We start from the raw sequence: 18639 nt of genomic DNA, 5'->3' as shown, positions 1-18639 counted from the left end.
TAATCAGATGAATAAAGAAGAACGGCTGTCGGCGATGATTGATACTTATCAGAACCTTGTTTTTTCTATCTGTTATAAAGTGACGGCGGATTATTTCGCTGCCGAGGATTTAACGCAAGAGTCATTTCTGGCTGCATACAAAGGCTTGGATGGCTTTGAAGGTACCAATGAAAAGGCTTGGCTGTGCAGAATTGCGACCAATAAAAGCATCGACTATTTAAGAAGCGCCGGCAGAAAAGCGGTGCCCACAGAGGACGCATTTTTCGAGCAGCAAAGCGAGACAAGAGGCTCTCCCGAGGAATTATGTCTGGAGGAAGAAGTGCGGGAGCGGCTGCTTAAATATTGCAGTAAGTTAAAACCTCCCTACGATGAAATCGCTAAAGCTGTCTATTATGACGAGATGAAAGCGGAGGAAATCGCAAGAAAGAGGAACGAGAATATAAAAACTGTGCAGACACAGATTTACAGGGCGCGGGATATGTTAAGAAAACTGTATGGAAAGGAGAAGAGCGCATGAAGGAAGAGCGTGGATATTTGAGCGAGGAAGAGTTAAACGACTTGATTGCAGAGGTGGAAAGCGGCGGGCTGGTCGCGCCTCCGGTATATTTAAAAGACCACATCATGGATGTTGTGCGGGGAATCCAAGTGATTTCTCTGGATGCCGAAAAGCGGAAGCGGGCGGCAAAGCTGCAGTTCATAGCGTACAGCTTAAAAATTTGCACGGCAGCGGCGGTAGCAGTATTCTGTCTGACGGTAGTGCCCATGGACTTCTCCGCAGGTTCCGCCCTGGCAGATAGAAGCAAGGTTGAGCGCAGGATAGATGAGAACATGGAAAGGCATGAGGAAAGAAATAAAAAGCTGCTTGAGAGAACTCAAAAAAACGATTGGAAGGAAGTAATCGATACGAAATCGGAAGAGCTTTTCCGTATATGGAACGGCCTGAAATTAAAAGATGGAGGTAAAATAGGATGATTAGAAGAAAAAAGAGCAGATTTTGGACATTTTGTTTTTCGCTCATTCCGGGAGCGGGTGAGATGTATTTAGGATTTATGAAGATGGGAGTAAGTCTTATGGCGCTGTTTTTTGGAGCGATGGCGCTTATGCAGATTCTTGAGCTGGGATTTATTTTATGTATTGCAGGTATCATATGGTTTTACAGCTTCTTCCACGTGAATAATCTGGCAGGGCTTTCCGAAGCAGAGCTTGCGGGGACAAAGGATGAATATTTATTTAATTTGGATAAATTTTTTAAGATAGATAAAGAAAGTGCCAGAAAGCATAGGAAGATAATTGCCGCGGTGCTTATAGCGATAGGTGTCATCCTTTTGTGGAACGAGTTCATGGATATTTGCTATTCTTATCTGCCGGGAGCTGCATATGCAGTGGCCTATACGCTCCCCCGCATAGCTGTCGGAATAGGAATTATTATAGCGGGTTTTTATATGATCAAAGGAAAAAAGGAAACTTTAAATGAAATTATCATAGATATCGAATCGGAGGAAAGTAAAAGCACACAGAAGGATATGGCGGAAGGTGAAACTGTACAGACAGCTGAGCCGGAAGAAATATCGGAAGGGAGTCAGGATGGAACAAAATCAGATAACCCAAACACATAGGGTCGGCACGATGACCTGCGGTATTTTGTTAGTGATGTTCGGGATATTGTTTTTAATCAATATTTTTATTCCCCAATTGAATTACCATATGATATTCAAGTTGTGGCCCTTCATTTTCATATTTTTAGGTCTGGAGGTGCTGGCAGGCAATTACAAGGCATCCAGAGCGGAGGCCGCTAAGGAAGGCAGCATTCAGTTCATCTATGATAAAGCAGCAATATTTTTGATGATTTGCCTGAGCTTCTTCGCAATGCTCATGGCTTCGGTGGATTATTTTATACAGTTTGGATACATCATGTAAATGAGAATCATTGCTGTAAAGAAAATTCATTTCCTGCTTTGGATCATAGTGGAAAATAAACGGCAGATTTTTGAAGGACTAACTTCAAACCATATAAATTAGCGAGTCAACACTTGCAAAAGGCCATATTCAGCGGCTTTTATGCAAGTGTTTTTTTGAATAAAATTTAATAAAAATAAAGATATTAAAAGAAGAAAAGGTTTGAAAAAAGCTTTTGTAATCCTTGCCAATGGAAACTTTAATAAAATTATTTTACAAAGTTGCAGGATAGGGATTGACTTTTTTATGTTGGCGTATTAAATTAATAATAAAGAAATTGCTAAAAAATTTCAAAAAAAATCAAAAAAAGCCGTAGAATTATTCAATTTTGAATTTAGAAGACATGAAAAATACGCAATAAAAGAAAAAAATTATGGATTTTTAAATTTTGACGACTTTTATGTAAGTGTTTCGACAGCAAGTAAAAAAATTTCTTACATATAATAATCTTAGAAATGATTTTAAAGAAGAGACGGAAGCGGTAAGCTTAAGCTTTTAATAAATCGGCGAGACGAACGAGGATTGGACGTTTTATTATGAAAACAGAATTAGGGGATATTTACAGACAATAGGTATTGAGATTTATGCCCGATAGGGAGGTGTTCGCACGATACACCTGCCGCTACCGAGGCATAACTTTTTTTGTGGAAAAGAAAGTTGGAAAGTATTGGCAGAGGGCAAAGCTTTGTCCATATGCTTTATAAAATAAAAGATAGCCAAGGAGGAGAGTGGGATGCGGAAGCAAACTGAATGGAAACTTAGGAAGACTAAAAAAATCGAGAAGATGGAAAGAACGGGGAAAATTCAGTTATTTCAGAAACTTTCAGGAAAAAAGTCAATTAAAATGAGGCTGCAGGTGACCAGTGCAATGGTGGTAACTGCGCTGTCGCTCATATGGGGAGTGGTCTGCGGAGTGCTCTTATATAGCGATGCAGTAAGCAATATGAATATGCGTATTCAGGAAACGACGGCGGCCTATAGTCAATCCGTGCAAAATGCGATCCGGGTCTATACGACCAGGATGGCCGTGATGATAGATGACACTTCCATAGTGGATCAAAAGAAATCTCTGGAACGCAGAATTGACCTTATGGGACGTCTGGCTAATGAATACGGCTTCGATACCCTTTCGATAGCGGATACCACGGGAGAAACCACGGATGGAACGAATGTGGCTGATCAGGAATACTTTGCGATGTCCATGGCAGGACATACCTACATATCTACCACGCAGGTCAACAATGCCACCGGAAAAACGGTGCTTATCGTGTCCGCAAAGCTTCATACCGGTTTTGACGGCATCGCAATTGCTACGCTGGACAGCAATATTTTCAGCGGGATGGTGGAGAACATTGCAATTGGAAAGTCCGGCTATGGCTTCATTACGGATAAGAACGGCAAGATTATAGCTCACGGAAATCAGGAGGTCGTAGAAAGTCAGACCAACTATATCGAGTTGGCGAAGACTGATTCCTCTTATGCAAATGTGGCATCGGTAATTCAGAAGATGACGGCGGGTGAAACCGGAACGAGTACGGCCAGATTGAACGGAGCGATGATGACGATAGGTTATACGGCAATTCCCGGTACTGACGGCTGGTCCATGGGTGTTGCGGTAAAGACATCGGAACTTATGAAAAATTTATATATCTCCCTTGTAATTACCCTGATTCTCTTTGTATGTTCGGTATTCGTTGCAGCATCCCTTATGAAGAAGATTGCCAATCCAATTGTAAATCCTATTATCAGTATGGTGAAGCGTTTAGAGCTTCTGGCACAGGGCGATTTGCATTCGGAAGTCCCTCAGTATAATAGTGAGGACGAAATAGGAACCTTGTCCCATTCGCTGACACTTACGGTAAATTCCTTGAGTGAAATCATCAGTGAGACTTCTTCCGTGCTCAGCTCCTTAGAAAAGGGAGATTGTACTGTCGTATCGAATCTGGAGTATCATGGTGATTTCATCGAGATAAAAACGGCACTTGAGGGTATTATTACTAACTTAAACCAGATTTTTGCGAACTTTAGAAACTCAATAGACCAGATGTCCGGCGGAGTGCAGCAGTTGGCAGCGGCGGCGCAGGAGTTGGCTGTCGGTGCGTCCGATCAGGCGGCATCGGTGGAGGAACTGAACGAATCGGTTGCTTCGGTAGCAGTACAGTCCGAGAAAAATATCGAAAATATGAAAAAAGCATCGGAGTACGTAAAACAGACAGGAGAAGGCGTACAGGAAGGTAATGCGCATATGAAGAAGCTGGAGGATGCTATGGACCAGATCAGCGCGGACTCCGAGAAAATATCAGGTATCACAAAATCCTTGCAGGATATCGCATCCCAGACGAATCTGCTGGCGTTAAACGCCGCAATCGAAGCAGCACGGGCCGGAGAAGCGGGCAAAGGCTTTGCAGTAGTTGCCGATGAGGTGCGCATCCTTGCGGAGAAGGCCTCTCAGTCAGCAAAGCAGACGAACGAATTGATAAATCATGCAGTAGAATCCATTGCGGATGGAAAACGGATTTCCGCTGAAACGGCTAAAGTATTGGAAAGCGTTGAGGCTACCACGGCATTTGTGGAGCAGACGACTAAGGCGGTGGAAGTGGCTTCCGCAGAGCAGACGAGAGCTATTGAGCATATTAACAGGGGCTTGTCGCAGGTTGCATCGGTAGTGCAGAATAACGCGGCCACGGCGGAGGAAAGCTCTGCTTCCAGCGAGGAGTTGGCGGCACAGGCCCAGATGATGCAGGAAGAAATCGCGTGGCTTAAATTAAAATAAATATGAGATTTCCGGCTATGAAGGAAAGGGCACCCGATGGGAAAATGTACATCGGGTGCCCTCCTGTTTTTTTTGCGGCTGTGCGAGATTATTTTGCCGCTTCTTTCGCGAACTGGGTGTTAACCAGCGTATCATAAGGAACTCGCTCCGATAACTCACCCGCTTCGTCCAGAATGTTTTGAAGCAGGGTGAAGGAATCCTCTTCGAATATCAGATTATCTTTCCACGTATCCTGGTCGTAGTAACGGGTAACGATGGCGGTAATAGTGTCCAAATCTGTTTCCTTGAACTGCGGAGCTATCGACTTGGCAATTTCCTCAGGCGTATGGCTGTTTACATAGTCCATTCCTTTTTGCAGGGCGTTGGTAAAGGACTGGAGGATTTCGGGATTGGCGTCGATATAGCTCTTCTTTGCGCTGAAAGCGGTGTAAGGAACATAGCCGGAATCTTTGCCCAAAGAGGCCACTACATAGCCGTCACCCTTTGCTTCTAGAGCGGTGGCGTGAGGCTCGAATTCAATAGTAAAATCACCTTGCCCTCCGGAAAAAGCTGCAGCTGTGGAACCGAAGTCAATGCTTTGGTCGATGCTTAAGTCGGTTTTTGGATCGATATTATTTTTCTTCAGGATGTATTCGAAAACCATTTCAGGCATTCCGCCTGTCGCCCTCATATTTATGTAAAGTCGAATCACATACAGTATCAATAGGATTGACAGATGAAATATCCTTTTGAAACTTTACGATAAGTGTATTCAGTTCTTCCTGCGTTACAAGGACCGTATACGGCTTTAATGGGTTATCTGTGGGTTCTAAGATGCCTTCATCTATCAGCAGTCCAATATAAGGAAGCACAGCCTTTTTTGACTTGCTGAATCCGGCTTCCGTTAGTTTGGCAGATAGATATTTAGCAGAAGTATATCCTCTGTTATCCGCTCTGATTAATTTCATGGCAGTTAATATGATCGTGTTCTCGATACGGTTTGCTTCGAGAGCGGGGTTATATTTAATAAACCCGGAGAGTCCATATTTTAATTGTATATCCGGCAATCCATTTTCATCAACCTCTATACGCTCAATTAATATTTCGATATCCGGCCGATGGAGAGTGCCTTTTTGGATTATTTCGTCAACAACCTCTAATGCAGTTTTTAATTTTTTCTTCACCTCAGGAGTTTCCAGTGAGGTTTCATTCAATCCTCTGAACTTTAATTCCAATCCGTGTATGCGTGATAAAATATCGCTTTGTAATGCTTCGTAGCTTTCATTAATGATATCTTCATTGTCAGGATGATTGGAAATATCCCTTATTCTTTGTGATAATAATGCCTTCAATTGATTTTTCTGTTCTGCAATGCTATTTTGCAGATCCATTCGTTTATCATCCAGTGACTTCTTCTCAGATTCAAAATCTTTCATATCATATGCTGAAATCATTTCACATAATGAGTTTCGGCATAACTGAATATATCGGATAACATCTTCCATCAAATTTGATTCTACAATGAGATGCGCTTTGGGGCAGTGCTGCCTTCCTTTTGTATTGTATCTGCTGCAAATGTAATATTTCCTTTCGCCTTTTCCTGTTTTACGGAGAATGGGAGATAGACGGCTTCCGCAGTCTTTGCAGAACAGGCAGCTGCCAAAGGGATTGGGAATCTCTGTCCCAATCCATTGTCCATGGCTGCCCCTATAGTTGCTCTTCAAACGCTTTTCTTTTATTTCCTGTACGAGTTCAAATGTCATTTTATCAATAATAGCAGGGTGGTTATTCTCGAAAATATATTGTTCATCTCTGGGAACCTTTTTATCTTTTCCATGAATGGTAACTCTTGCACGTTTGTGCAAACGCAAGGTACCTATGTAGAAGTCATTTCCCAGCATATCTTTTACCATACCATCGGACCATTCATCCGCAACATGACGCTTTGTATTCTTTCCTTCCAGCAGTTCACATTCACGGCGTATCATGGATGGGGTGGGAATATTGTGTTCCGATAAATAATTAGCAATCTTACGGTATCCGGATCCTTGAATATAAAGTTCGAAAACCATTTTAATATATTCCGCTTCGTTCGGGACAATTTCAATCTTTTTTCTGTTTTTATTATCTCGTCTATATCCAAAAGGTACGTGTGTCATCAGGGTTCCTTCCTTTTGACGTGCATTTAATGCACTTTTTATCTTTTTACTGGCATCTTTTACGTAACGTTCATTGTACCATGTTTTGATACCGATAACATCATCGTCTGGATCTAAAGAATCATAATTATCATCAATTACAATTAATCGTTTTTCCCGTTCTTGAAATTCATCTATGAGAAGCAGTACTTTTGCGTTGTGCCGTCCTAAGCGGGAAAAATCTTTGACGAACACAACGTCAATATCTTTATCTAAATCATCCATAAGCTGATTGAATCCGGGGCGGTCAAATTTATAACCTGACACCCCGTCATCTTCATACCATTGGTCAATTACCATATTTATCGAAGCGGCATATTGGTTTATAATCAATTTTTGATTTTCAATCGAGACATAGTTCCTTTTATCATCATCCCGTGACAGCCTAACATAACCAGCATTCATATAATTAGTTGTACCTTTCTAAAAAAATATCATAAATTATCATGTAAATAAATAGTATAGTAGAATGTAAAAAATGTCAATTTTATCAACGATTATATTCTATATATGGTTTTTAATTAATGCTTTAATACCTTCCTGAATGTTTTTTTCATTCTGACCATCTCGATATATGACTACACGAAAACCATTTTTGATATATTTATCTTTTGCCTTTTGGAGTTCCTCTTCAGTATTGTAATTCTGTTTCCAGAGATAATATGTAGGTTTTTCCACTGCGTGCCACATTCTCCTTCTCTATCTTGTTGTTAATATATGAGATAAAATATGAAATTTGTTTGTCCGGAAAATAACTTTGCATAGATTATTTGATTTGAGGGACATTCGGCCAGGCTATAGATATACTCAGCATGAATATATACTTTTTTATCTCACACCATGGAGATAGTGCAGTAACCGTCCTCTTCATTTATGCGAAAAGGCATATTCATGACTTGAAAGATTTCATTAATTCTTTTGAGGCTATAGCCTGCCGTTTTTGGACCGTTTTCCCCCCTGTTGTCGTCAGAACTAAATCCTTGTTTTTTAGTACATATACCAAATATGGGATGATATCTTTCAAAGAATTCTTTTCCGAAGTTCTTGTGTTCTTCTTTCGTTATTTTCTTATTTCCCCATTCTTCTTTTATCCACTGCTCAAATTCTATTTGACCATCATGCTTTTGCCCGCTCAATGTTATATCATTCTCTTGGATGTACTCTTTGCCAAACCAGCTGAGCTGAAATTCCAGATACCTCTGTCCAGTAACCATATTCTCTTTACCTGTTTCTTCCATTTCTTCTAAAATTGACTTATATATACGCTCTCGCTTATCTGCCAGCGAACGGGCAATCTTATTTTGATATAATCGATCTGGCTCCATTTTATCCCTGCCGAACCAATGCTTAGAATTTTTCCAATCTTCTAGATCATTGTCTTTATATTTATTAAAGAACTGCCATTTATAATTTTTTGATTCGGCTGCCATATCATAATCATGATAGGCATCCTGCTGAATACCGATTGCATTTAGACGTCTTGAAATAAAAATCTCATCATGTCTCTTAATATACATAGTGACCTTACTGCAGGGGCTTTTTGTAACAAGGTCCTTTTCTATTCGGATCCTGCCGACCATTTGAAGGCATTTGGTGCGATCTGTATCTGTAATAACAACATTTTGTATGTTTCTGAAATTGACTCCGTTATCAATAACAGATGTGGCAATCACCACGTTTATGTCTTTACCGAAGCATTCACTAACAATCATCTCCTGATACTTCTCATCATTATATTTGCTGTCTGCATCAATAGTGATTACCCGTCCTTTTAAAGAGGATATCTTGTCATCCTTCTCCAATAGCTTTTTGAAGGCAGCTCCCTGCTTCCTGCTGTCAATAAAAACCAGCCATCTTTCGTTCTTGTTAATAACACTTTTTTTAATAATATCTTTAAGCTCCGTATTCTCATCTGAGAAATATTTGGCATCGAGATAGCTGTAATCGCGTTTGAAATGATACAATATTCCCGGTATATATTTATCATTACGGGATTCTTTTTCCTCAATATATTTCAAACACTCATAAGGGGTAGCTGTCATATATATTCTTATTGCATCTTGAAATATATCAACAATAGCTTCTAAAATTTTCTCGGTATCCGGATTAAAGGAAGCATCCGAAGTAAAAAAGTGTGCTTCATCACAGACTACAAAGAGATATTTTGATCTACTACAAGCCTGCACATTTTTCAAATGTTCGACTTGATTCAGAAGACTCTGATATGACATAACGTTAATATATTCTCTGTAGTCAAAATTGATTTTGTCCTCTTTTGCCTCACCTTTTTTAATCCGGTTTTTTGTTTGTTCTGTAAGCGCTCTGCGATTGCTTAAAAGTAAAATTTTATATTCAGTTTTGTTTTGATGATTCAGCTTTCTAACATATTCAAACGATTCATGCTCAATGAAGGTATTTTTACCACCTCCTGTAGGTGCTGATATGATAATGGGTTGGTTTGGTTCCCATTTATCGGTCACACAATTTTTCTTATCAGACGATTGAATTACCTTAAATTGCTCTTTTTTATAATCGTACTTGATGTCTGCCTTGAAATCATCTCCAATACCCTTAGCAACCCACTGATCACCACATGCAATCTGGTTGAACTTTTTCATAGGACATATTCCATCTTCCCATACATCCCGTATATGAACCGGAAGGTGTACCGTAGAACGAAGCGATTTAGCTGTTTCGTCCAAGCATAAGGTGCAAGCTTGAATTAGACTAACCATATGATCGTTAATAAGTTCGCACTCCTTACAGAAGCAGCACTGTTCACATATTTTAAAAGGATAATCCTTTTCTTCCTCTTTGGTAAGATTACGAAAATTATCAATACAAATCATTATTTTTTCTCCTTCCTTGATTTGTACATTGTACATATCCCTATATATAAATAAGTGCAATGTACATAAAGCAAAAATCCTCTATCAATTAGCAATTAATCCGTTAGCCAATGGTGGATTTAAAGGCATCAATAAGGATACGAGCTTCTTTTTTATTGTACTTATCATATAGCAGAATATAACAACATTTTATAGGATTCCCTCATTATATTTTCTTGACAAGTCATTGTCAATAACTTATATTGTAATTAATAGTAAGTAGCTACATTCTACTTTTGGGTTAATACCACATTCTACTTTTAAAGGAGGATTATTTTATGGCTTTAGTTAGATTTACAGATGACGGGTATAAATTTATTGATGATAGGGGAATTCTCCGATTTGCTGAAGATAAGCAGCACAATCTTTTATTTAACTATGTTTCTAATAAAAGATTATCTGAATTGCCTGAATTACTGGAGCAATACGTTGTTAAAAAAATGGATATTACTACATTTATATTGAATAATTATCAATACACAGATACGGATAGTGAAGTGATCAGCGAATTTTTGGCTAGTATCCATCCCTATTACAGGTATAACAAGAAAGAAGTATTTGTTAGGATGATAGGAGAATATTTAAATGCTCTTTTGATTAAGTCGAGTTATAGAGAGGGACAAACGCCTATCTTTGATCCTATATATGACAGAGTCTGGTATACAAAAAGGTTTGAGGAACTGACTAATAGACATGATGTATCTGCAGATGTTTATTATGATGAATATAGAAAAATTGTCGGCGATGATGGAGAGGAAGGCTTTGGCCTTCAACCTCCGCACATACTCAACGTTCCAGCTAAGGAATCTATCAGTGAGTTAAAGATACAAGATATGGTAATGCGTATTCTTTATTGGGTATTAGACATCTCTGCTACCGGTATGCAGGATTTAATAATACCTCAACGGGTATGGCTCTATGCAACTATATTTAATACTTCATCCAATCGAAAAGAAATACATGTTACTCAAAAGCTATCCCTAATTGCCCCTGCTAAATATGATGATGACTTAGAATATACCCAACAATGGAAGTTTATAGAAGAAAAGAAAAATGCATTTTCCTCGCTAGACAGTAAACTTATTAACTTTCATGCTAATCCAAGTGATATTACGCAAAAGGCTCTGGCTGCATTAGATAAAGCTATTGAATGTGCAGGCCAGATTCCAAGCAATGAAATACATAAAGAGTATAAAATTACTGATTTATATCAGCTTTTATTCCTTGAAATATTAAAGATGATAGAAACAAATACTATTATAAGAAAGTGTAAACACTGTGACCGGTATTTTATTGTAACAAATCTGAATATGAGATATTGTTTTCGTGTGGCCGAAGGGGAAGAAAAAGCTTGCAATATAATTGGATCAAAGAGTACGTTTGATAATAAACTTGAAACCGACTATCCATTAAAGCTATATAATAGAGCCTATAAAACCCATTATAAGCGGATTAACAACGATACTTTTACTAGAGATGCCTTTTCGAAATGGAAAAAGGAGGCAAAGGAAAAGTTAGATGAAGCCAGAGCTGGTATACTGGAAAGTTCCGAATTTGAAAAATGGCTCAAAAAGTAAATATCTTTAGAACAATGACCCTCCAAATTTCGGAGAGTCATTGTTTATTTAGTCGTTAGTAACTGAATATTCCTGTCTGATATCGTTCATGAAATGGCTATCACTAACGGGAACAGAGCGGGAAATCTGCCCTAGCGAAGTTTTGCATTAACCCCTTGTTGTTTACCAGATATCAGATGCCTTTTGTCTGACGGCACGCCAATCGTTCGCTTTGAAATGTCCTGCTCACGATGGAAATTCTTTTATTTGAGTTCGCCATATCCCCCTTGAGATGAATATATCAAGATAAAAGGATTTTGAGTAAACTTTTTTATATATTATAAGTTATATAATAACAAATCATTCTGCATATATGTCAGAGTGATTTTTCTACTTAAAGGAGGAATTAAGCTATGTTAAAAAACTTAGGGTATGACGGAGCCTACAACGATGAAAATATTTCTGTCAGCGTATTGTTGGAAAGTCCATTGGAACATGACCTTGACGCACTGATGCTGACATTTAGCATTACAGTGAAAGAAAAAAGTGGCACATCAACGATGGTCGGAATAGAAGATTTCACTTTCTATGTTATGGATGAATTCAATCATTTGTATAATGCCAAGGTTTCGCAATACTTAAAAGATATGCAGGAAGACGATGAGCCGGTACGCAAACCAGATGGCCTCATATATATGGAGTTCCAACATCATTTTCTGTTCCAGGACTTACGAATTGCTTTTTATTATCGTCCTTATGCAAAAATAAACATTATAAATCTAAAGCATTAGTATTTTTATACAGGCCACATATCAGAGGATGCAGCCAATGTCTTCATTATATTCAAAAATACTTTACGCTGACTGCTGCTCATTTGATTTAAAGCATCATTTATTTCCGACGGGAGCATATCCGGCCGATAATTAAATTCTCCACAAATAATATACTCAATACTCAGATTCAGAGCATTGGCTATTTTAGCCAATGTTTCTATGCTTAATGTTCGTCCGCCCCGCTCAATATGTCCCATGAAGGATTCGCTTATGTCTGCCATCTCCGCTAACTTTTCTTGTGTCAAATCTTGTTTTCGACGTTCTGAGCGAATGCGTTTTCCAAGTTCCTTATAATCAATCGTATACATTATTTCATCTCCTTTACTAAATAAAGGATAAGCGAACTGAATAAAAGATTTAACGGTCTATATGATATATTGTTGACTATAAGAAGTGTTTGCGATATATTTATTATAATAAATAATAAATCATATGGTTTTATTTATCTGATTTACTGGAAATATAATCAATTATAAGCAAGGGGATATATCATAAATAACAACTTTAATTACGTTATTCATATGCCGCATAGTCATTCCATAATTACCGGATATGTTACAAATCCAAAGATATATTATAACAATGGTACGGAAAGTACATGATAAATTCTTAGTAGGAAAGGAAGAAAGACTATGAAAAAACAAAAAACTTTATTATTAATGACTTTAGCGCTTGCACTCAGCTTTACCGTTTCGTTAACCGCTCAGGCATCTCCTCAAAAAATGAAAGATGGAACCATGTTTGACCCTGAGTATTATGCGAGAACATATCCGGATGTTATTGAGGTATTCGGAACTGAGACAGACAAGCTGTATCAGCATTATGTTGAGTATGGTAAAAATGAGGGAAGAAAAGCAACGGCTGATTCAAAAGCGGTAGAAGTTAATGCAGAAGCAGAGAAAGCCATAGCGAAAATGAGAAAGCTTTATCCTCATGGGAGTACGTGGGATGGCACTATTCGAATCCCCGTCACATATTCTTCGTTTACTGTAGATGGAATAAAAACCGAGGGTTCTTTGACCTATGAACTTGCATGGAGACGTGCGCTAATACATTTAATGAGTAAAGAGATATATGGGGAAAAGGAAACGTATCCTCTTATAAGCTCGATAGATGTTAATAACATTGAGCCATATAGTTGGATTACGACAGGTGTTGATTATGAGAATGGAGCATGGTTGAAAGAAAAGAAGGTAGTAGTTCCCGATGATGAGATATTTGTATTATCAGTTGATTACGAGAATCGAACATTTACTGGACTTGTTATCAGAGGATGGACAATAACGTGGGATGTTCCATATTCTTTCGATGAAGTTAAAACGGTTCTTAGTTATCAATAAACAGAAAAGGGAAAGAATTACCGCATAACATTAGTAATTACATATTAAATGCGGTATATGAAAAAGGCAAAAAGACATTCGCTAGAATATCGGCAGAATTGAAATTTACGAATAAATGTAAGTAGACATAAAAAGAAGATTTTTACCGAAAGTTATTTGTTATGAAACATACAAAAAACAAGCAAACAAAAGGAGAAAGAAATGAAAGCACTAAAAAACAAAAGGTTAATTACGGCACTATTATCTACATTATTACTTGTGACAATGCTGCCAATTCCCGTCATGGCAAATGGTATCTCGGCGGTAGGAAGTGATGTTATTTTTGAAGATTATCAGATAGGAGCAACTCCGCCTGATTGGAAGGACATCGTTATTACAAATAATGGGACAGAAGTGATAAGTTTAGGCAATGAGACTCAGTTTCGTTTTACCGGAAACACCGGAGACTGGTTTAGATTAGACTGGACCGAGGATGCTCTCAGTCAGGGAGATAATATTTTCATTAATCCCGGTGAGAGTCTTGCATGTTTTAAAATAATACCTGTGCAATCTATTTTAAATACCCCGAAACTCTATTCAGTCAACATAGATGTTCCGTATTTTAATGAATTGGGACAACCTCCTATGTATTGGACAACTGTAACAATTAGTTTCCGCGTTAGCGATGAAATCTTCAATAAAAGTGAGGTATCTACAGCAATTAAGGATTTAAAGTCTGCGGTAAATCAATGTATTAGTGCAGGACAATTCTTCCCAATGAGAGATACTGTTACCAACCCAAGAGGGGATAGCGTTGATATTAATAGTTGGGAGATCATGGCTTCGGAACTTGACACCATGGCTTTGGATTTAGATAATATGCCATCGGATGTTGATAAAGTGACGTGGGGTACATATGTACAAGGCATTCGTGTCTGGGTGGATTATATTGCCGGAACAATTGTTGCTGAAATGGGACAGGATGCAGGTTTGGAAACATCTTATCCGGAAATAGCTGAAGTCATTAAAAAATCAATGATAGTAGTAAACACCGGAGAACAAGCCCTAAGAGATAATGATCTGGCGTTTTTAATGGGAGAAGGAACTCCAAATGAAACCCCAGAACCTGCATCTAATAATAGTAAAAGCAATCCATCCACAAGTAGTCATTCAGAAGTGCCGACAGTGATAGAAACTTCTACCAATGTGGTATCTCTCGCTGATGGCAGTTTGGTTACCTCCACGATACATGGAGTATACATTGCCAAAGCAGTAGATGGAACTGCAATTACCACTCCCCAAAATGATGTGAAAAATGCGCTGGGTATCGCGGGTGAAAGTACCAATGTCAGTGCGTATTTCTGTGACAGCACGAATAAGGAAGTTAACGAGGCTCTGAAGACACTTGCAGGTGCACAAAGCAAAACGGTAGCGGCTTGTTTTCATGCGGATATATATTCCATTACGGCACAGGGAACGGTTGCATCCATAAAGGATTCAAAGGAACCTGTCACAATGGTATTTGGTACGCCAAAGCATTTACAAGGGAAAACATTATCTATTCTCTGTCGGGACACAAGCGGCAATGCCGTTATATTTGAAGATATGGATTCCGACCCCAATACCGTTACCATTTCGGCCAATGTATTCGGCATCTACGCATTAGTTTATTAAATCGTTACATAGAAAGTTATAGAAACAGCCATTCTGATAGAAATTTTAGTCCATCAGGGTGGCTGTTATGTTATGGAAAAAGAAAGATACCTCTTATCGGTACCATGAACGCATAAGAAGGAGAACTATTGCAATGAGTAAAAGTAAATTATGGAGGAGTAAGCCGCCTTGCCCTGAATGTCCATATCGATTGGGAGTGATACACACTGTTATCTCCCCGTGTTTTCCATGCAAGAAGAACGGCTTTCAAGCATTTGAGCAGTTCCAAAAGTGGAAGACAGGAAATGGCTCCCTTTTAAACAGGGAAAGTCACTTCTAAATTTAAGGAACAGGAACGCATTCAATCGCATAACGTCATGTTCCAACTATATATTCTAAGACAGTAATCATCATAGAGAGTGAGGTGTTTCCTGTTGAAAAAGAAGAAAATAATTGATGCAGTCTTATTGTTCATTTCCGTGTTGCTCACCATCATAAAGACCTTTTATGAAAAGGACGACCCATCGGATACCAATAGTGAAACTTCATAAAACGCAAACAGAGAGCTTCCATAACGGAGGTTCTTTGTTTGTCTTCAAGGGAAATGCAGATACCGCTGTAAGGCAGCTTTCCTCAACACAAAAAAAGATAGGAGATGTAAAAAATGGCAGCAAATGTAGAAACAATGTTTTACACAAGAACAGCCCCCTGGCACGGCCTTGGTGTCCGTGTCGAATCCGCGGTAAGTTCGAAAGAGGCCCTGCAGGTGTCGGGACTGGACTGGAAGGTAATTCAACGTCCGATTATGACCGATGCCTATGCTCCGGTTCCCGGGTACAAAGCAAATATCAGGGACACGGATGAAAAGGTCCTCGGCGTAGTTACCGACCGTTACCGTGTGGTACAGAACGAAGAGGCCTTTGCCTTTACCGATGCCCTGTTAGGGGAGGGGGTAAAGTATGAAACCGCAGGCTCTTTACAGGAAGGGCGTAAGATATGGCTCCTTGCCAAGCTCCCGGACAAATACATCATCGAAGGCGAACAGATAGAACCATTTTTGGTATTTTCCAGTTCCCACGATGGAAGCGGCGCGATCAAGGCGGCCATGACTCCGGTCCGTGTGGTCTGCCAGAACACTCTGAACATTGCCCTGTCCTCTGCCAAACGGGTATGGTCCACCGTTCATGTAGGGGATTTGGCAAACAAGATGGATGAGGCACACAATACGTTGCTTCTGGCAGAAAAGTACATGGGCAGACTGGGCACGGAGTTTTCCAGATTATCAAAAATCAAGCTGAGTGATGCAAAAGTGACAGAGTATATCGACCTGTTACTTCCTATGGATGAAGTACCCACGGACATTCACAGGAAAAATGTGACCCGTATCCGTGAAGATTTAAAAATTCGCTACTTCGATGCGCCTGACCTGAAGCAGGTAGGAAAAAATGCGTACCGCTTTCTTTGTGCGGTCTCTGATTTTGCCACCCATGCCGAGCCGCTCAGGGCCACCGCCAATTATCGGGAAAACATGTTTGCCAAGACGATCGAAGGAAATCCTTTGGTCGATAAAGCCTATGAAATGGCTCTGGCAGCATGAATCACGAGGTATGCAGTTTCCTTCTGCATGCCCTGTTTTACGGAAAGTGAGGTTATAAATATGGCAGCAATTATTACCGTATCCACGGAACATATGTCTTATGAGGAATGGCTTGCCTATCGAAAGAAGGGGATTGGCGGTTCCGACGCTTCCATTGTATGCGGCATGAACCGCTATAAATCCCCGGTAGAGCTCTGGATGGAAAAGACGGACCAGCGCCCTTATCAGGAGGCAGGAGAAGCAGCCTATTGGGGCACACAGCTGGAAGCTTTGGTACGGACAGAGTTTACCAGACGTACCGGCATGGAAGTAAATCTGGTTCCTTATCTTCTGCAAAATGAAGAACATTCCTTTATGCAGGCGAATCTGGATGGTATTTGTGAACATCCGAAGTACGGGCCCTGTATCTTTGAAGCGAAAACAGCTTCCGCTTATAAATGCGGGGAGTGGGAGGAGGATTCCCTGCCGGATGAATACCTGTTACAGATCCAGCATTATATGGCGGTTACCGGATATCGGGGCGCGTATATTGCGGTACTCATCGGCGGCAACACCTTCCGGTGGAAGTTCGTGGAGCGGGATGAAGAACTGATTACTATGTTAATTCAACTGGAATCTGACTTCTGGAATCATGTAGAATCGTCTGTTCCGCCGCCTCTTGACGGTACGGATGCTTCCGTTAAGTTTCTGGCGGAAAGATTTCCTGATAGTATCCCTAAATCCCAAATCCGATTGCCGGATACCGCTTCTCCGCTGATTATGCAATATGAGACTGCCTGTGAAAAGGTGGAACAATATACGATGCAGAAGCAGGAAGCTGAGAACCTGTTAAAGCAGATGATGGGAGAAAACGAAGTCGGGAGTATTGCAAGTAAGAGAATTATCTGGAAAAGCATGTCGCAGGAACGCTTGGATAGCAAAACCCTGAAAGCGGAGCATCCAGTCCTGTATAAAAAATATGCAAATAAAACATCATTCCGCCGTTTTTCCGTAAAAGAAGCGGTATGACTTGGAGGTCCATATGGAGAATTCAAAATTAAAACAACAATTAGATAGTAAGATAAAGGCAAGTACAGAGCCTGTGGAGGAAAGAAAGCTGTTACATACACAGGAAACCATCATTCCCCCAGTTCACTCGGACTATGTTGCCTTTTCCAACCATGCACTGGAGATTCTTCGAGAGAACTTAAAGAACCAGCCGTTGTCCTTTCCGCTGTTTGACCTTGTAAAGTCACCTTCCGGCGGTGCGGTGGTGTTTTCTGTTCCCGGACTTGCCGGAGAAGAAGCAGAAAAAGAACTGACCGGAATTATTCTGGGCTACCTCACACCCCGTGCTTACTGGGATACTCCTGACCCTGTGGAAGGAACACCGCCGGTATGTTCCAGTCCTGACAGTATGGTTTCCTATGAAGGAAAGCCCTGCAGTCAGTGCCCGTTTAATGATTTTGGTTCCAAGAACGGGGAATCCGGAGCAAAGGCCTGTAAAGAATCGGTCATCGTATTTCTGCTCAGACCGAAGAATATCCTTCCGCTTTTGGTTCGGATTCCGGTGTCGAGCAAGATGATTTTTCTGAAATATACCACCCGTCTGCTCAGTAACATGACATCGATAAACAGCATTGTTACAAAGATTTCGCTGGAGAAAGCCACCAGCAAGGACGGAAAACCATATGCCAAATATCAGTTTGAATCGGTCAGGACCCTTAATCTGGAAGAAGCCGTTCATGCAAAAGAATTTGGCAAGCAGTTCATGGAGATATTTAACACGGTAGAAATAGACATAGAACCTATGATTCAGGAAGCCGGGTAACGAAAGTGGCAAAGGCTTTTTCAGAATGAAATAGGTTACGTTGAAATCGGGTTCTCAATAGGGTTGTTCTAAAATGT

Annotated in this window: 16 protein-coding genes and 1 pseudogene; 12 read left to right on the top strand and 5 right to left on the bottom strand. The window is 40.0% G+C overall.

Features of this window, described 5'->3' with window-relative positions; all coding sequences use genetic code 11:
- Positions 1-7 precede the first annotated feature (7 nt).
- From CC90_RS22280 to CC90_RS0109170, 5 genes are all read left to right on the top strand, one after another.
- Positions 8-517 (top strand): RNA polymerase sigma factor, encoded by a 510-nt coding sequence (locus CC90_RS22280; protein WP_031390483.1) that lies wholly within the window; start codon positions 8-10, stop codon positions 515-517.
- Positions 514-972, top strand: a complete 459-nt coding sequence (locus tag CC90_RS0109185; protein WP_031390482.1) for a hypothetical protein — start codon at positions 514-516, stop codon at positions 970-972. Before CC90_RS22280 ends, CC90_RS0109185 begins: the two co-directional genes overlap by 4 nt.
- On the top strand, positions 969-1616 hold the full coding sequence (locus CC90_RS0109180; RefSeq protein ID WP_051869361.1) for a hypothetical protein: 648 nt from the start codon (positions 969-971) through the stop codon (positions 1614-1616). Before CC90_RS0109185 ends, CC90_RS0109180 begins: the two co-directional genes overlap by 4 nt.
- Entirely contained in the window at positions 1585-1917 is a 333-nt protein-coding gene (locus tag CC90_RS22275) for a LiaI-LiaF-like domain-containing protein (protein ID WP_035315279.1), read from the top strand. Before CC90_RS0109180 ends, CC90_RS22275 begins: the two co-directional genes overlap by 32 nt.
- A 772-nt stretch (positions 1918-2689) precedes the next feature.
- A complete protein-coding gene (locus CC90_RS0109170) occupies positions 2690-4729 on the top strand; it encodes a methyl-accepting chemotaxis protein (RefSeq protein WP_051869360.1) in 2040 nt (679 codons plus the stop codon).
- 88 nt (positions 4730-4817) lie between these two features.
- On the opposite strand, the pseudogene CC90_RS24610 reads toward CC90_RS0109170, so the two are convergent.
- The 4 genes and pseudogenes from CC90_RS24610 to CC90_RS0109150 all read right to left on the bottom strand — a co-directional run.
- A pseudogene (locus CC90_RS24610) lies at positions 4818-5387 on the bottom strand (ABC transporter substrate-binding protein); the annotation flags it as partial.
- On the bottom strand, positions 5374-7311 hold the full coding sequence (locus tag CC90_RS0109160; RefSeq protein WP_031390477.1) for a recombinase family protein: 1938 nt from the start codon (positions 7309-7311) through the stop codon (positions 5374-5376). The pseudogene CC90_RS24610 and the gene CC90_RS0109160, both read right to left, overlap by 14 nt.
- A 99-nt stretch (positions 7312-7410) precedes the next feature.
- The gene (locus CC90_RS0109155; protein ID WP_242843262.1) at positions 7411-7584 is read right to left on the bottom strand and encodes a hypothetical protein; all 174 of its coding nucleotides are present in this window, start codon (positions 7582-7584) and stop codon (positions 7411-7413) included.
- A gap of 155 nt (positions 7585-7739) precedes the next feature.
- The gene (locus CC90_RS0109150; RefSeq protein ID WP_031390475.1) at positions 7740-9755 is read right to left on the bottom strand and encodes a DEAD/DEAH box helicase; all 2016 of its coding nucleotides are present in this window, start codon (positions 9753-9755) and stop codon (positions 7740-7742) included.
- Positions 9756-10072: 317 nt separating this feature from the next.
- Between CC90_RS0109150 and CC90_RS0109145 the strand changes: the two genes are divergently transcribed.
- Both CC90_RS0109145 and CC90_RS0109140 read left to right on the top strand, forming a co-directional pair.
- The gene (locus CC90_RS0109145; RefSeq protein WP_031390474.1) at positions 10073-11371 is read left to right on the top strand and encodes a DUF6076 domain-containing protein; all 1299 of its coding nucleotides are present in this window, start codon (positions 10073-10075) and stop codon (positions 11369-11371) included.
- Positions 11372-11763: 392 nt separating this feature from the next.
- Positions 11764-12141, top strand: coding sequence for a hypothetical protein (locus CC90_RS0109140; RefSeq protein ID WP_031390473.1), 378 nt, complete (start codon positions 11764-11766; stop codon positions 12139-12141).
- Positions 12142-12146: 5 nt separating this feature from the next.
- Here CC90_RS0109140 and CC90_RS22270 read toward each other — a convergent pair whose 3' ends face one another.
- A complete protein-coding gene (locus CC90_RS22270; protein WP_051869359.1) occupies positions 12147-12491 on the bottom strand; it encodes a helix-turn-helix domain-containing protein in 345 nt (114 codons plus the stop codon).
- Positions 12492-12815: 324 nt separating this feature from the next.
- On the opposite strand from CC90_RS22270, the gene CC90_RS0109130 reads away from it, so the two are divergent.
- From CC90_RS0109130 to CC90_RS23050, 5 genes are all read left to right on the top strand, one after another.
- Entirely contained in the window at positions 12816-13523 is a 708-nt protein-coding gene (locus tag CC90_RS0109130; RefSeq protein ID WP_031390471.1) for a hypothetical protein, read from the top strand.
- Between the two features lie 201 nt (positions 13524-13724).
- Positions 13725-15176, top strand: a complete 1452-nt coding sequence (locus CC90_RS0109125) for a hypothetical protein (protein ID WP_031390470.1) — start codon at positions 13725-13727, stop codon at positions 15174-15176.
- Between the two features lie 643 nt (positions 15177-15819).
- Positions 15820-16752 (top strand): DUF932 domain-containing protein, encoded by a 933-nt coding sequence (locus CC90_RS0109120; RefSeq protein WP_031390469.1) that lies wholly within the window; start codon positions 15820-15822, stop codon positions 16750-16752.
- A gap of 60 nt (positions 16753-16812) precedes the next feature.
- A complete protein-coding gene (locus tag CC90_RS0109115; RefSeq protein ID WP_031390468.1) occupies positions 16813-17760 on the top strand; it encodes a YqaJ viral recombinase family nuclease in 948 nt (315 codons plus the stop codon).
- Between the two features lie 13 nt (positions 17761-17773).
- The gene (locus CC90_RS23050) at positions 17774-18562 is read left to right on the top strand and encodes a hypothetical protein (protein WP_051869357.1); all 789 of its coding nucleotides are present in this window, start codon (positions 17774-17776) and stop codon (positions 18560-18562) included.
- Positions 18563-18639: the final 77 nt, after the last annotated feature.

Origin of the sequence: Kineothrix alysoides (genome assembly GCF_000732725.1) — a bacterium.
Classification (GTDB): Bacteria; Bacillota; Clostridia; order Lachnospirales; family Lachnospiraceae; genus Kineothrix; species Kineothrix alysoides.
This window is presented reverse-complemented; position numbering and strand designations above follow the sequence as displayed.